This is a genomic window from Undibacterium sp. GrIS 1.8 (assembly GCF_040544445.1).
GTDB lineage: Bacteria > Pseudomonadota > Gammaproteobacteria > Burkholderiales > Burkholderiaceae_D > Undibacterium.
In genome coordinates this window covers 63125-79489 of the sequence record NZ_JBEONQ010000008.1, presented here as the reverse complement: position 1 = coordinate 79489, position 16365 = coordinate 63125, and the positions used below count along the sequence as shown (strand labels likewise).

Below are 16365 nucleotides of genomic sequence, written 5' to 3'. Positions count from 1 at the left end.
CAAGCATGATGAAAGAATTGGAGACAAAGACAACAATATCAAGTGGAGATGGCACGAAATTGTCTTGTTAGCTTACAAAGTGGTTGCAAGCCAATGACTCTTTTTAAACAACAACATGATTAAACTCGCTGGATTACGGCTAGAGGCGAAAAAATCAGCATTGCCACTTGGGATATCTTTATTCGAGACTTATTTTTGACCCAGCTCGGCCATGCTAGCTTGATTAGCACCAGCACTTAGGAATTTATGAGGATTTTGCGGTATGCCTTTCACATGTACCTCAAAATGCAAATGCGCACCAGTGGAACGTCCAGTCGAACCGATATCGGCAATATGTTGACCGCGTTTTACGATATCCCCTACTTTTACGTAGACTTTGGACGTATGGGCATAACGGGTAATGATTTCTCCACCGTGGTCGATGTCAATCATATTGCCAAATTCTGGATGAAATTCTGCCGCAATTACCACGCCGCCTGCCGCTGCAACGATAGGCGTGCCGGTTGGCGCGGGAAAATCAATACCTTCATGAAAAGCGCTGCGCCCAGAGAACGGATCAAGCCGCCAGCCAAAGCCAGACGCGTTATAGCTGACGTTGACTGGTGTAATGGTCGGCAATAACTTGGACTGCACTTTAAAACCCATGAGCTTGGTTTCCACCACATTCATGTAATCAGAGCGATTCTCAAGATCTTTACCCATCGCATCTAATGCGGCTTGGAATTCGCTCATATTCAGTTCTTTTGCGGGAGCTGAGGAATTTTCTGGCCCACCGCGGCCTGGTACTTCACGGAAATTAAATTCTTCGGGCTTGACGCCTGCCAGACCTTGCACTCGCTCGCCCAAGGCATCTAAACGTATTAACTGCGCCTGCATTTCCCCTAACTTGACTGCCATCGCGGCAATGTTTTCTTTCACATAACGGTCTTTAGCATTGGGGTCATTGGCCAGCGCGACTGGGACGTAGTTGCTTAAAAACGGTATTTCTCCGCTGGCGAGGCGTAGCGTCAATGCCGCCATCAAAGCGGAGCACAAAATGGTCAGCAATAAAAAGCCAACAACGGCTACGATAATATGTCGGGAACTGAGGGTGATGGATTTGGCTTGGGTAAAGCGTGAATGCATGACGATGATTTGCATCAATTCACTCCATGACTAATAGAACAAATAAGAGAAGAAATAAAACTAATATTTAGCAGAGAATCCGGCAGCAATGTCAGTGTCGGCCAAGTACTCGGGCAATCGTGAGCAGGCAGCTCGATCAAATCTGGTTGTTTGTGGTAAGGTTCCATCCATGCAAGCATCTTCACCACCTCCCTATAGACTCAACATCAAGCGCGGCCGTAAACTGCCAGTAACCACGGGTGCCGCTGACTTTTTACGTAGCAACGATCAAATTTCGCCTTTATTACCTACGATCAGGCGCAATGCCAAATTACAAAAAGACTGTGGAAACTTGTTGCCCGCGATGTTCAATGCCTGTGATGTGCTGCAACTGGAGGAAGGGCAATTAACTCTATCCGCGCCTAACGCTGCGCTAGCCACCAAGCTGAAACAACAATGTCCCAAACTACAAGACGCTTTAGTACAGCGGGGATGGCAGATTAACGCAATCCGTATCAAAGTACAAGTCAAGAGAAAAGTCGAGCCCAAACCTTACGTCAAGCAATGTAGCCTGTCGAACCAGGCAGTGAATGCGTTTAATGTGCTTGAGAATACCTTAGAAAATACGCCGCGAAATGCGGGTCTGATTGCCGCTTTACACAATCTGGTGAAGCGGCATCAGAGTGAAACATAATCAATAAAAATGGGGGGTATTTTTAATCGTCCAGAGAATTACTGGACGATACGGCATATTTTTACTATACAAGGCAGGAGTATAGTCAAGATATCAGGTTAAAGCCCATTCCCGCTGCTCTTGTAAACCATAAGAATCTGGCGCGGATTCTATTTCATCAAACGTCACAACTTCATACGCATCTGGCTGAGCTAATAAAGCCCGCAACAGCTGATTATTCAAACCATGTCCTGACTTATGCGCTGTGTAGCTCGCTAAAAAAGGATGGCCGATCAGATAAAGATCGCCAATGGCGTCCAATATTTTGTGGCGCACAAACTCGTCATCAAAGCGCAAACCATCCGCATTAAGGATACGATATTCATCCATCACAATGGCATTCTCCATAGAACCGCCGCGCGCCAGACCAATCCCACGCAACATTTCCACATCTTGCATAAAACCAAAAGTACGCGCCCTCGCAACATCTTTCACATACGACACTTTGGCGAAATCGACTTCTGCCGTTTGGGTTGTGCCATCGACCGCAGGGTGATTAAATTCGATAAAAAAATGCAATTTGAAACCGTTAAATGGTTCGAGGCGTGCCCATTTTTCACTTTTCCCGCTACCTTCACGTATTTCAACAGGCTTTAAAACGCGAATAAATTTCTTCGCAGCATTCTGCTCCTGCATACCTGCTTGCTGTAATAAATAGACGAAAGAAGAGGCAGAGCCATCCATTATAGGGATTTCTTCAGCACTCACATCAATGTATAAGTTGTCTATACCAAGACCAGCACAAGCCGACAATAAGTGTTCAACGGTAGAAACTTTAGCGCCATTATTCGACAAGGTCGATGCCATACGGGTGTCGCCGACATTGAGTGCCGTAGCGTGGAAAACAACCGGTGGGTCAAGGTCAATGCGGGTAAAAATGATACCCGTATCAGCGGGTGCCGGACGCAAAATCAAATCGACTTTGGTGCCAGAATGCACGCCTATGCCGATTGTTTTGACTGATGTTTTGATAGTTCTTTGTTTTAGCATGAAATCATTATAACGATTTACTACGATTTCTATGTATCACCATATTTTTGCAGAGCAAGACTTTGACTCAACATAGCAGAGAGCAACGCTCTTTTTATATTTTACTGAATACTAAATCCCAGACACCATGGCCCAATTTTAAGCCACGATTTTCAAATTTAGTCACGGGACGGTAATCCGGACGCGGAGCATAGCCTTCAGCCGTATTCTGTAAAGTTGGCTCTGCGCCTAATACTTCTAACATTTGCACTGCATACTCTTCCCAATCCGTCGCGCAATGCAAATAACCACCGGGAGCAATCCGCGAAGCTAGTAAAGCGACCAAAGGACTTTGGATCAAACGACGTTTATTGTGACGCGCTTTATGCCATGGATCCGGGAAAAAGACATGGACGCCTGCTAAAGAGTTTGGCGCAATCATATTAGTCAAAACTTCGAATGCATCATGTTGGATGATGCGCTGATTCAACAAACCCAGTTCATCCGTCAGCTTGAGCAAGCTACCAACACCTGGCGTATGCACTTCAACGCCGATAAAATTTTTCTCGGGCATGCCGGCAGAAATCTTGGCGCTCGTTTCGCCCATACCAAAACCAATTTCAAAAATGGTAGGTGCCGCGCGACCAAAAAGACTATTTACATCCAATATGGTTTTTTGATAAGGGACTAAAAATTGTGGCCCCAGCGTCGCAATAGCACGCGCCTGCGCATCAGATAAGCGCCCGGCACGTGTCACAAAACTACGAATACGGCGCTCAGTCGGATCATAAAAAAGTGGTTTGGATGTAACGTCAGCAGGTTTGGTGTCAGACATACTTGGGAAATTAAAAATGGAGTTAACGCGAGAATACAACAAAGACAATGGGGTAGTCATTTCTGACTACCCCATCAATTACTTTTAAATCAATTCAGGCCTAAGCCTAAGTTTGATTAGAACAGGTGACGAATACCAAATGTCAGTTCTTTTACGTCAGCACCAGCAACTGCTGCGCCAGCTTGGCGAGAATTAACGTCTTGTGTTGTACCTGCGTAAGCAGCATACAAATCAGTACGCTTAGACAAAGCATATTGGTAACCGATAGAGAACTGCTTAGCATCGCCTACAGTCTGCGCTACAGCCAGATTTGTAGAATTCAAAGAAGAATCCTTGATCTTAGTGTAAGTAGCAATAACTTTGCTTGAAGCATCGATCGGTGCTGTTGCGCCAATAGTAAAGATTTTTTGATCAACTGCAGGAATAGTACCTACTGAATTGCCTTTAACTTTTTGGAAAATCACAACTGGCTTGACCATACCGAAGTCATAAGAAGCGGCGATAGTGTTACCGTCTTTACCAACTACCGAACCTGTCAAAGCGGTAGCTTGTGAAGTATCTTTAGCATATGAGTAGCCAACATCCAAACCAGCTGCTTTGTAACCAGCATTCAGACCCATAGAGCGACCGATGTTGTTGTTACCAGCAACTTCGCCGAAACCATAAGCACCAACACCATAGAAACCGATTAGGTTACCTGGTGTGTAGTAAATAATTGCGTTGTTGATACGACCAGAAGAATTACTTGTAGATGCTGTCGGAGTACCACCGATGAAATACAAGGAAGACAAACCGTTACCGCTGTTGATGAAACCTGAAGCGTACGGATCAAAGTTGTCGAAAAATTTGAAAGTTGGCGTTTTATCGCGACCTAAATCAACGGCACCGAAGTCACCAGCCAGACCAACTGTTGAACGACGACCGAAAGTGCGGTTACCTTGACCGGATGAACCATCATCCAGATTCAAGCCTTGCTCTAATACGAAGTTGGCTTTCAGACCGCCGCCCAAATCTTCAGTACCCTTGAAGCCAAGACGCGAACTACTTTCTTGACCACTTTGGATCTTAGAAGTTTTACCTGCTGCTGCGCCGTTATCCAAACTTTGGAAACCAGCATCTGCAATACCGTAGATAACAACGGAAGATTGAGCAAATGCTGCACCGGAGAAAGCACCCATTAGAGCGAGTGCGAGTAATGATTTTTTCATAGGGTAATATCCAGAAAATAGTAAGTTTAGTCTTTGCTGCAACACAACAAATCGAGTGCACAAAAACAAATTTGCAGGTCTTTAACAGCCTTGAGTCCTAAAAATAACTCAATGACAGAAGTCACTATACCTGCGGAAAATGACAACTTGATGAAATCAAAAACACGTAACAAACCAGATTCAACGAGCTGTCTCAAAAAAACACACGAAGTATTTTTATTACAACGTGCTAAATCGTTGGACTGCTGAACTTCGATTTGGTTCGCATTATAGTTAAAATTTCAAAATGCTGCAAAGCACCAAGTAAATAAGGTGGCATGTGCATATTTCAAGTCTCATCAACAAAATATTTTTAACCCACGGTCTCCCATGCATTTTGCTTCTGATTTGTCATACTGCGCCAGTACAAACGCCCCGAGTACCAAGAGATCATTCCCAGAGATGCAAATACCAATTGCCCGATAGCCAAGGTCAGGCTGGAATGATCCAGTGCAGGCGCTACCATACCCGCCACTACTGCTCCGAGCATCGTGACAGCAGCAGACTGGCAAGAGGCCACTATCCCTCTGATTGTAGGAAACAAATCGAGGACAAGCAAGGTAGCGCCAGGAGCAACCAGAGACATACCAAAACAGTAGAAAAACAAGGGCATCACTGACCAAGGCAGCATAGCTGGCCAAATCGCGTGGTAAATCACGTTAAATAAAGAGGCTCCGATCAGGAAGCAAAAGCCAATATTGACTTGCTTCCAAACAGAAATTCTCCCTGCAAGACGATTCGCCGCCAGTGCACCTAAAAATATGCCCGCGACTGAGGGAATAAATTGCCAGCCAAATTGATCTGGCCCTAGCTTTAAATGCTGAGTAATAAACGCTGGCGCGGCGGAAACATACAAAAAAAGGCCTGCAAAATTAAACGCAATCGTGCCAGCTTTAAGATGAAATAGCGGGGACTTAAATACCATCTTGTAACTTTTCCACAAAAACTCTGCACTGAAAGGCTGACGCTTTTCGATAGGCAAAGATTCCGGTAGCCGCTTGTAACACGCCCAAAATAAAATCAGGGTATAGACAAAAAGTAAGAGGAAAATACTACGCCAGCTGAAATAGCTGACTATCCAACCGCCTAAAATAGGTGCAATTGCCGGAGCAATAGAAAAAATCATTGTTACCAGAGAAAGCAAGCGCTCAGCGGGAGCGCCTGAGTACATATCACGGATGATCGCGCGTCCAACCACCACGCCAGCGCCCGCAGAAACACCCTGCAAAATCCTGAAGCCCCACAAATAATGAATCGTATGGACAGATGCGCAGCCAAAAGAAGCGACGGCAAAAACGGCTAGCGACACCAAAATCACATTCCGGCGCCCGAACGCGTCCGACAAAGCGCCGTGCCAAAGCGTCATGACGGAAAAAGACAGCATGTAGGCAGTTAATGTCTGCTGAACTTCAATCGGACTCGCCTGCAAACTCGACTGAATTGCCGGAAATGCAGGCAGATAAGTATCAATTGAAAATGGCCCCAACATTGCCAACGCTGCGAGCAGCGTTGCAAGAGCGCCAGCGCTCACCACTTGCAAGTGAGAAGGAAGTGGTGGCACTGGCGGAGTCGCTTCTGGTGTGGGACTATTAGACATATTCAATCGCAATTAGCAGAATTTTATTCATCAGGATCATCAAGGGAAATCTAAATGCCGCCCATACACAAATATTTCATTTCGAGATATTCGTCCATTCCATAGCTAGAACCCTCGCGCCCCAGTCCAGATTGTTTAACGCCACCGAACGGCGCGACCTCATTCGAAATCAAACCAGTATTAATACCGACCATGCCATATTCAAGCTTTTCAGCAACGCGCCATACGCGACCGATATCACGGGAATAGAAATACGATGCCAGTCCAAAATCAGTATTGTTAGCCGCCGCAATCACCTCATCTTCCGTTATAAACTTGATGACGGCAGCTACTGGGCCAAAGGTCTCCTCGACCATAATTTTCATCGTATTGGTAATGTTAGACAATACCGTCGGCTCATAGAATAAAGTGCCGGCTGCATGTTTTTTACCGCCAGCTAAAATCGTAGCACCTTTCGCCAGCGCATCAGCAACGTGCTCTTCTACTTTGGCTACCGCTTGCTCATCAATCATAGGGCCTTGACTGATGCCTGACTCCATACCGTTACCGACCTGGATTTTCTTAGCGCCCGCAGCCAGTTTTTCAACGAAGACGTCGTAAATCGACTCATGAGCATAGAAGCGGTTGGTACACACACAAGTTTGTCCGGCATTACGGAATTTTGATTGCAACGCACCTTCCACCGCCGCGTCCAGATCAGCATCATCAAATACGATAAATGGCGCATGCCCGCCCAATTCCAGAGCCAGTTTTTTTACTGTCGGTGCACATTGCTGCATCAAAATACGGCCTACTGGAGTTGATCCAGTAAAAGATAAATGCCGCACAACCGGGCTGTCGCACAACACTTTGCCAACGGCAATCGAACGCTCTGAATCGGCGGTAACAATATTAATAATGCCTGCTGGCAGACCTGCTCTATGTGCCAACTCCGCCATTGCCAGGGCGGATAGCGGGGTTTGTTCCGCTGGCTTAATCACGATACTGCAACCAGCCGCAATCGCGGGGGCAACTTTGCGCGTGATCATGGCAATCGGAAAGTTCCAAGGCGTGATTGATGCGCAAACGCCGATAGGCTGTTTTAATACCACCATGCGCTTGTCAGTCCAGGTCGATGCCATGACATCGCCGGTTACCCGCTTTGCTTCCTCGGCAAACCATTCGATAAAACTGGCGCCGTAAATTACTTCGCCTTTGGCTTCGGCTAAAGGTTTGCCTTGCTCGGCAGTCATTAACATCGCCAGATCATCGGCATTGGCAATCATCAGATCAAACCATTTACGCATTACCGCGGCGCGCTCTTTGCCGGTCTTGGCAGCCCATGCCGGAAAAGCCGCTTGTGCAGCGTCAATTGCCGTTTGTGCGGCACTAGCACCCAAGTTAGGTACGGTACCGATAATCGATTGATCCGCTGGATTATTGACTTCAAAATTATCACTAAAACTAAACCAGGCACCATTAATGTAAGCCTGATTACGCAATAAACTACTGTCTTTTAAATTGAGGGGAAAAGCGTTAGACATAGATTAATCTCCTGATGTGTTTTGTTTTGGATGAGGCCAATCTAAATCTCGGCCAGATTACATAAAACAGCGTAAATTATGATTGATGACGCAGCGTAGATGGCAAAGCATAAAGTAAAACGGGCGAACCTGCTGTGCAGCGTTCGCCCGTTTTTATGTGGAGTTAGGACAAGTTTTTAGGCTTGGCCTCTTCACGGCGGTTAAAGCCCGCCACCATATCGAACCGGAACAAGCGACATTCCAGCGCGCCGTTGAAAAAAGGTGTCTTGCGCGACTCTTTCAAACGCAGCATCTTTGGCAAACCCAGATCAGCGGTGAACAAGAAAACACTCCAGCCAGCAAACCTTTGTTTTAACGTGCTGCTGAATGCACTGAAAAAATCGGTCGCCATCGCATCAGGCTCTACCGAACTATCACCGCGTACGCCAATACGTTCGCCATAGGGCGGATTGGTCAGCAAAATACCTGGCACTTCAGTTGGCGCTTTGATCTCTTGCGCTTCAATTTGCTTCAACGGCACGTCAAAACGAATACCTGCCTTATTCAAATTATTACGCGTCATGCTGATCATGTCGCCGGAGATATCACTGCCGAAAATAGTCGGCTCTTCCGGCACGTGATTTGGCTTCACACTGTCCTTGATCGCTTGCCATTCGTCTTGCTTATAACCGGCAAACTTTTCAAACGCAAATTCACGACGCAAACCTGGCGGAATACCAGCAAGCATTTGTGCCGCCTCAATCAAAATAGTACCCGAGCCACACATAGGATCAAACAGAGGCACGCCGGGTTTCCAGCCGGCAGTCCGCAACAAGCCCGCTGCCAGGTTTTCACGCAAAGGGGCATCGCCTGTCTCTAAGCGCCAGCCGCGTTTAAACAAAGGCTCGCCTGATGTATCGAGATACAAAGTAAAGTTGCGTGCATCCACAAAACCGACTATCCGCATATCCGGATTTTTGGTATCAACCGAAGGACGTTGTGTAAATTGATCGCGGAAACGATCACAGATCGCATCTTTAATTTTGAGGGTGGTAAATTCCAAACTTTTTAATGGCGATTTGACTGCGGTTACATCGACACGAATCGTGTGGTGGTAGCCAAACCAATCTTCCCATGACTGCTCCAGGGTCAGATCATAAATATCGTTTTCGTTGAGATAGCCAGAATGCGCCATCCGCAATAACACACGCGAAGCAATGCGTGAATGTAGATTGATGCTATAGGCGTCGCGCAATTCACCAGAGCAATGCACACCGCCAGGCACTTGCGTGTGTACATGCAAAGTTTTATCCATCTGGGCAATTTCATTCAACTCTTCAGCGAGAGCGACTTCCAGGCCACGGGGGCAAGGGCAAAAATATGAGTAACGTGTCATGGGGAACCTTTTATCCAAGTTAATTTTTAAAGGCTAAAGCTCTTGCCTAGCCGGTATTTACATCTACTTCTCAGCACTAAAACTAAGGTGAGTTCGTGCTGCATTCGCTCACCTCATTACTTCATTCTATTGAATGTAATGCCAACTGCTAATCACTATTCTTGAAATACGCGCTCCAAAAAATCTAAGCGATCTTGCCCCCAATAACTCTCGCCATTGAATACAAACCAAGGCACGCCGAATACATTGTTGGCGATTGCTTCATTGGTAAAGCGCTCGTACTCAGCTAACACACTGGCGGTTTCTGACGATTTGATTAAAGCTTTACCGTCGAGCTCGCAATCAAGTGCTAACGCGATCAGGGTATCCGTATCAGCAATATTTTTTTGCTCTGCCCAGACCGCTCGCATAATCGAGCCAGTCAGTTTGAGTGCGGTCTCAGTCCCGTGTGCCAATTGCGCTGCAATAATCAAGTGTGCAGAAGGATCGCCTGCGACCGGAAAAAAGGTCGGCTGCAAATTCATAGGCAAATCCAGATGCGTACTCCAACGCTGCATTTCTGTCAGACGATAGGCTTGTCTTTGTGCTGCACGTTTAGCTAAAGGCAAACCACCCGAAGTAGCAAATACTTTGCTTAAATCAATCGGCTTAAGATCAATCCGGATTGCATGTTTTTTTGCCAGATCGACAAAGCGCTGATGCCCCAAATACGCCCAAGGAGACTGCGGTGCAAAATAGTATTCACAAACTCTGTTCATCAATATTTCCTTGAGAATTTAACGAGCGGACTAAAACGGCTTCACTACCACCAACACCACAACAGCTAATAACAAAACGACTGGCACTTCATTAAACCAGCGAAACCAGGTATGCGCGCGTTTATTGTTGCCCTGTTCAAACTTTTTTAGAATACTGCCGCAAGCGTGGTGATAGCCAATCAGCAGCACCACAATAAAAAGCTTGGCATGCATCCAACCGCTGCCCGGACCACGCCCTATACCTGTGGCAATCCAGTACCACAACCCAAAACCTATCGCTGGAATAGCCAGTATGGTCATAAATCGGTACAGCTTGCGTGCCATCAGCAGCAATCGCTCAGTCGTAACCGCCTGGTTCTCCATCGCCAGATTGACAAAAATCCTCGGCAAATAAAATAAGCCTGCAAACCAGGACGTCACGAAAACGATATGTAGTGCTTTAATCCAGAGCATGCATTTCTCCTGTTACTTATTATTGACGAACTTCGCCATTACCAAATACCACATACTTCAGTGAAGTCAGACCTTCTAATCCCACTGGTCCACGTGCATGTAGTTTATCGTTAGAGATGCCGATTTCTGCACCTAAGCCATATTCAAAGCCATCTGCAAAACGGGTCGATGCATTGACCATGACCGAGGCTGAATCAACCTCACGCAGAAAGCGCATGGCGCGCGTGTAATCTTCCGTCACGATGGACTCAGTATGTTGCGATGAATAGTGATTGATGTGTTCAATCGCCTCATCCATATCTTGAACTACTTTAACAGCAAGAATCGCGGCCAGATATTCTGTGCTCCAGTCCTCTTCAATCGCAGCAGCCAAATGAGGATAGTCGCTGAGTATTGCTGCGGCAGCAGGGTCGCAACGTAATTCGACTTGTTTGGTGGCATACAGTTTGGCTAAGGCGGGCAATACCTGCGCTGCAATAGCTTGCGCCACCAATAAGGTTTCCATCGTATTGCAAGTGCCATAGCGATGGCATTTAGCGTTGAATGCAATGTCCAGCGCCTTTTGTATATCTGCTTTATCGTCGATATACACATGGCAAATGCCGTCCAGATGTTTGATCATCGGCACTTTGGATTCACGCGTTAAGCGCTCGATCAAACCTTTGCCACCGCGTGGAACAATGACATCAACATACTCTGGCATGGTGATCAGCTCGCCCACCGCAGCACGGTCGGTAGTCTCAACTACCTGAACGGCGTCGGACGGCAAACCGGCACCGGCTAAACCTTCTTTGACCAATTGTGCCAGTGCCTGATTGCAGTGAATTGCCTCAGAACCGCCGCGCAAAATTGTGGCATTACCACTTTTAATGCATAAGCCTGCCGCGTCGACTGTAACGTTTGGTCTGGCTTCATAAATAATACCAATCACGCCCAACGGCACGCGCATCTGTCCAACCTGAATCCCAGTCGGGCGGAATTTCATATTCAAGATTTCGCCTATCGGGTCTGACAGACTGACGATTTGCTCCAGTCCCTCTGCCATGGTGGCGATGGCTTTGTCGGATAAGGTCAGACGATCCAGCATCGCTGCTTCCATCCCATTTTTGCGGGCGGCAGCAAGATCGAGCTCATTGGCTGCCCGCAAAATCACTGCGTCGCGCCGGATCGCCGCGGCAATCAATAACAATGCCTGATTCTTTGCAGCCGTATTTGCTTTGGCCATGGCACGCGACGCTTTACGGGCGCGTATGCCAAGGTCTTTCATGTAGGTTTTGATATCCATATCAATTCTTTAAATTCAGTATGTCTATGTCTGCTTGTGCTCTACAAGTGGCTTAAGAGGGAATATATACTACCTACTGTATATTTTAACGTCCAAATATAATAAGGACATTAATGCCATTTATTCGACATACCCCCCTATTTTCACGTATTTATCCTATGCGCGGGCAACACGTAGACCTAATTGCAGCAAGGCATCCCAGGCGTCACCGGCAAATGCCTTGGCGCGCAAACCTTTGACCATCTTATCGACTTGCGCTGCCTCTTGCAGCGCCGCCTCTAAGGTCGCTAAACTCACCCGGCGTAGCGCAGGCTCCATCAGCTTTTCACGCGGACCCCAAATACGAAATTCCTTCAGCAGCATGCCAAGCGACTTGCCTTGTGCCATCCCAGACTTGAGTTTAAGCAAAGTCCGGATCTCTTCGGCAACTGCCCATAGTACCAGCGGCAAGGCCTCGCCCTCGCCCTTCAGACCTTCTAGCATGCGCACCAGTCTGGCGACGTTGCCAGCCAACATGGCTTCATTGACTTTAAACACATCGTAGCGTGCGACGTTTAAAACAGCGTCGTGTATTTGCTCAAAACCTAGTTTGCCTTGGGGGTGCAACAAAGCGAGTTTTTGAATCTCTTGATGTGCGGCGAGCAAGTTACCCTCTACTCTGTCCGCGATAAAGTCCAGACTAGGCCGATCAGCGCTTTGCCCTTGTGCAGATAAACGCAAGGATATCCAATTAGGCAGTTGTGCCCGTTCCACCAGCGGGATGTCGATATACACCGCCGCCTGCTGCAAGCTCGTCACCCAGGCTACCTTTTGCGTCGCCCAGTCGAGTTTTGGCAAGGTAATCAGGGTCAGATTATCGGGGGATAAATGCTTGACATATTCTTGTAGTGCAGCGCCGCCGTCTTTGCCTGGCTTGCCGGTGGGTAGCCGCAAATCAATAAGCTTTTTATCGCCGAACAAGGATTGCGATTGATTTGCTGCCAGCAGAGCGCCCCATTTAAAACTACGCTCTACGGTTAAAATTTCTCTTTCCAGAAATCCCTGTGTTTTAGCAACACGACGGATTTTGTCCGCAGTTTCTAATGCCAACAAATGCTCATCACTGGTGATGACGTACAAAGGCGCCAGTGATTTAGTCAGGTGAGCATCGATCGCATCAAAGCGCAATTGCATACGCTATTCCATCTTCAGTACGGCGAGGCGACGCATGATTTGCTGCACCAAATCGCTTTGCATATCACGGTATAACAGAGCTTCTTCAGACTCTTTCGCCAAGACTGCGGATTCGTTGAACGTGATATTGCGCTTGAGTGGGATGCTGGTTGGCTCTAACAATTCTTTACCAGCCTTGTCGCGCACACGGAATTTAAATGTGTACAACAAATTGTATTCGCGTGCACGGCCTTGGCTATTCAAAGACAAGATCACTTTCTCGCGTGTTTCTGCCAAAACTTCTAATGCCACATCGGCGCTTCTGGCATCGTTAAAAATCACGGTATTACCATTGGCACGGATATTTCGCCGCAACTCACCACCAAGCGGTGACGTATCTGGCAAGCTAATATAAATACTAGAGAACGGAAAAGTCACCGGACCACGCAACGCAAAGCCGCAGGCGGACAAAATTACAGCAAGTGACGCGATGCTGAAAAAGGCTAGCAATTTCCGCATCCAATCAGACCTTGTTTTAGAGTCTTTCTCATTACGCATATCGCCCGCTTTCGAATTAACGATCATAAAATTACCCGTCTATATTAAGGAACGATATTGACTAATTTACCCGGTACGATAATGATCTTTTTCGGCGCACCCTCAACAAAACGTTGCACACTCTCATTCGCCAAGGCTAAAGCTTCTATCGTCGCTTTATCCGCATCTTTGGCTACCGTGATACTACCGCGCAGCTTTCCGTTGACCTGGATCATCATTTCGATTTCTGTTTGTACCAAAGCCGCTTCGTCGACTTGGGGCCAAGGCGTATTGAGAATATCGGTGAAAGAAGCGGCATAACCCAACTCTTCCCACAAGACATGGGTCAAGTGCGGGCATGCCGGATATAAAACACGCAACAAGACACCAAAGGCTTCACTCAAAACCGCTGCATGACCAGCACCTTCTTGCTTAAAGGCTTCGATCGTATTCAATAATTTCATCGCGCCGGACACGACCGTGTTGTATTGCATACGTTCGTAGTCATAGCTTACCTGGCGCAAGATCATATGTACTTCGCGGCGTAGCGTTTTGCTGTCAGCACTTAAGTCCGAACTCAAATCCACACTGACTGAACTTGTCCGGCGCAATAATTCAGCATTTTTAAAACCGAAAGTCCAGACCCGGCGCAAGAAGCGATGCGCACCCTCAACACCGGAGTCATTCCACTCCAAGGTCTGCTCAGGTGGCGAGGCAAACATCACAAACAAACGTGCTGTGTCTGCACCGTATTGATTAATGAGTTCTTGCGGATCGACACCATTACTCTTGGATTTAGACATGGTGGTCATCTCGTATTCGAGTGCGGACCCATCCGACTTCAAAGTTCCGCCAGTGATCTGACCTTGCTCATTGGTGATGACGTTGACTTCTTCTTCCCAGAAATAATTCTTGCCTGCGCCGTCCGGTTTTTGGAAAAATGCGCCCTTCAAGACCATGCCTTGCGTCAGTAATTTAGCGAACGGTTCGTGGGCATCGATCAACTTCAGGTCACGCATGACCTTGGTCCAGAAGCGCGCATACAGCAAATGCAAAATCGCGTGTTCGATACCGCCGATATATTGATCCATCGGCATCCAGTATTTACTACCTTCCGCAACCATGGCCTGATCATTGCTGGCATCGCAATAACGCATGAAATACCAAGAACTATCAACGAAGGTATCCATGGTGTCGGTTTCGCGCTTGGCTGGCTTGCCGCAACTTGGGCAATCAACATGCAAGAAATCTAAGCGTTTATTTAGCGGATTGCCTGAGCCATCAGGAATGCAATCTTCTGGTAATACAACGGGTAAATCTTTTTCCGGTACTGGCACCACACCACAAGCATCGCAATGGATAATAGGGATAGGCGTCCCCCAATAACGTTGACGGCTGATACCCCAGTCGCGCAAGCGCCAGGTCGTTTTCTTTTCGCCTAAGTCTTTGGCTGACATTAATTCAGCGACTTTGCTGACCGCCTGTCTACAGGTCAATCCATTTAGGTCAACGTTAGAGTCTCCGCTGTTAATGGTCAAGCCACGTTGCTTGTCGCCATACCATTCTGCCCATGCATCGGTGGAGTAGGTTTCACCTTCTACAGCGACTACTTGTTTAATCGGCAGATTATATTTTTTCGCAAAAATAAAGTCCCGCTCGTCATGCGCAGGCACGCCCATGACCGCGCCATCGCCGTAACTCATCAACACATAGTTACCGACCCAAACTTCAACTTGCGCGCCTGTCAACGGATGCGTGACGAACAGTCCCGTTGGCTGCCCTTCTTTTTCACGCACTGCAACTTCTGCTTCGGTCGTACCGCCTTTTTTGCATTCTTCGATGAAGGCAGCGAGTCTGGGATTACTGGCAGCAGCATGAATTGCCAACGGATGCTCCGGTGCCACCGCACAAAAGGTCACGCCTATGATGGTATCGGCACGGGTCGTAAACACGTACATCTTGCCGTCCTGAATCAACGCGCCGGTGGCGTCCTTGATGTCATGTGTGAAGGCAAAACGTACACCTTCGGATTTACCTATCCAGTTTTCCTGCATCAGGCGCACGCGCTCTGGCCAACCGGACAAATAATTCGGATCTTCTGGGTTGGCTACGGCAGACAACAATTCTTCGGCGTAATCAGTAATGTTCAGATAATAGCCAGGGATTTCACGCTTCTCGACCAGGGCGCCGGAGCGCCAGCCGCGCCCGTCGATCACCTGTTCATTAGCGAGCACAGTCTGATCAATCGGGTCCCAATTTACTACCTGTGTACGGCGTTCGCAAATGCCAGCTTCCAGCATTTTCAGGAACAACCATTGATTCCATTTGTAATATTCAGGCGAGCAAGTTGCGACTTCGCGTGACCAGTCAATCGCCAGACCCATCGCTTGCATCTGGGTCTTCATGTAGGCGATATTGTCGTAAGTCCATTTGGCAGGCGGCACCTTATTTTTGATCGCGGCATTTTCTGCTGGCAAACCAAAAGCATCCCAGCCCATAGGCATCAAAACGTTATATCCACTCATGCGCAATTGGCGCGCCAGCATGTCGTTGATCGTGTAATTGCGCACGTGCCCCATGTGCAATTTACCTGATGGATAAGGCAGCATAGAACAAGCGTAGTACTTCCCTTTTGGAAAACGTGGATCGTTCTCCACCGCTTTGTAAGCGTCTATTTTTTTCCAATGGGATTGCGCAGATTGCTCAATGTCGGCTGGTTTATAAACTGAGCTGTATTTTTCTTGCATGGCGGGCTATATTTTCTAAATGCGAGGGGATCTTTTGAACCTTTGATTAT

Annotated in this window: 14 protein-coding genes; 1 reads left to right on the top strand and 13 read right to left on the bottom strand. The window is 47.4% G+C overall.

Annotation, left to right across the window (positions count from 1 at the left end):
- Window positions 1-189: 189 nt before the first annotated feature.
- Window positions 190-1140: a peptidoglycan DD-metalloendopeptidase family protein gene (locus AAKU64_RS05645; protein WP_354331003.1), complete on the bottom strand. Its 951-nt coding sequence runs from the start codon at window positions 1138-1140 to the stop codon at window positions 190-192.
- Between the two features lie 154 nt (window positions 1141-1294).
- Here AAKU64_RS05645 and AAKU64_RS05640 point away from each other — a divergent pair, with 154 nt between their 5' ends.
- Window positions 1295-1798: a DciA family protein gene (locus AAKU64_RS05640; protein ID WP_354361702.1), complete on the top strand. Its 504-nt coding sequence runs from the start codon at window positions 1295-1297 to the stop codon at window positions 1796-1798.
- 93 nt (window positions 1799-1891) lie between these two features.
- Here AAKU64_RS05640 and lpxC read toward each other — a convergent pair whose 3' ends face one another.
- From lpxC to leuS, 12 genes are all read right to left on the bottom strand, one after another.
- Window positions 1892-2827: a UDP-3-O-acyl-N-acetylglucosamine deacetylase gene (lpxC, locus tag AAKU64_RS05635; RefSeq protein ID WP_354361701.1), complete on the bottom strand. Its 936-nt coding sequence runs from the start codon at window positions 2825-2827 to the stop codon at window positions 1892-1894.
- Between the two features lie 94 nt (window positions 2828-2921).
- Entirely contained in the window at window positions 2922-3641 is a 720-nt protein-coding gene (trmB, locus tag AAKU64_RS05630; RefSeq protein ID WP_354361699.1) for a tRNA (guanosine(46)-N7)-methyltransferase TrmB, read from the bottom strand.
- A 116-nt stretch (window positions 3642-3757) separates the two neighbouring features.
- Entirely contained in the window at window positions 3758-4849 is a 1092-nt protein-coding gene (locus AAKU64_RS05625; RefSeq protein WP_354361697.1) for a porin, read from the bottom strand.
- A gap of 352 nt (window positions 4850-5201) precedes the next feature.
- Entirely contained in the window at window positions 5202-6485 is a 1284-nt protein-coding gene (locus AAKU64_RS05620) for a multidrug effflux MFS transporter (RefSeq protein ID WP_354361695.1), read from the bottom strand.
- A 50-nt stretch (window positions 6486-6535) separates the two neighbouring features.
- Complete coding sequence (locus AAKU64_RS05615; RefSeq protein WP_354361693.1) at window positions 6536-8008, bottom strand: NAD-dependent succinate-semialdehyde dehydrogenase; 1473 nt, start codon at window positions 8006-8008, stop codon at window positions 6536-6538.
- A gap of 163 nt (window positions 8009-8171) precedes the next feature.
- On the bottom strand, window positions 8172-9383 hold the full coding sequence (locus tag AAKU64_RS05610) for a THUMP domain-containing class I SAM-dependent RNA methyltransferase (protein ID WP_354361691.1): 1212 nt from the start codon (window positions 9381-9383) through the stop codon (window positions 8172-8174).
- Window positions 9384-9538: 155 nt separating this feature from the next.
- Window positions 9539-10141: a 2-hydroxychromene-2-carboxylate isomerase gene (locus AAKU64_RS05605; protein WP_354361689.1), complete on the bottom strand. Its 603-nt coding sequence runs from the start codon at window positions 10139-10141 to the stop codon at window positions 9539-9541.
- 30 nt (window positions 10142-10171) lie between these two features.
- Window positions 10172-10594, bottom strand: a complete 423-nt coding sequence (locus AAKU64_RS05600; protein ID WP_354361687.1) for a CopD family protein — start codon at window positions 10592-10594, stop codon at window positions 10172-10174.
- A gap of 19 nt (window positions 10595-10613) precedes the next feature.
- A complete protein-coding gene (locus tag AAKU64_RS05595) occupies window positions 10614-11879 on the bottom strand; it encodes a glutamate-5-semialdehyde dehydrogenase (protein ID WP_354361686.1) in 1266 nt (421 codons plus the stop codon).
- A gap of 156 nt (window positions 11880-12035) precedes the next feature.
- Entirely contained in the window at window positions 12036-13052 is a 1017-nt protein-coding gene (gene holA / locus AAKU64_RS05590; RefSeq protein WP_354361684.1) for a DNA polymerase III subunit delta, read from the bottom strand.
- 3 nt (window positions 13053-13055) lie between these two features.
- The gene (locus AAKU64_RS05585; protein WP_354361682.1) at window positions 13056-13616 is read right to left on the bottom strand and encodes an LPS-assembly lipoprotein LptE; all 561 of its coding nucleotides are present in this window, start codon (window positions 13614-13616) and stop codon (window positions 13056-13058) included.
- A gap of 17 nt (window positions 13617-13633) precedes the next feature.
- Window positions 13634-16315, bottom strand: coding sequence for a leucine--tRNA ligase (gene leuS, locus AAKU64_RS05580; RefSeq protein WP_354361680.1), 2682 nt, complete (start codon window positions 16313-16315; stop codon window positions 13634-13636).
- Between the last annotated feature and the right edge of the window lie 50 nt (window positions 16316-16365).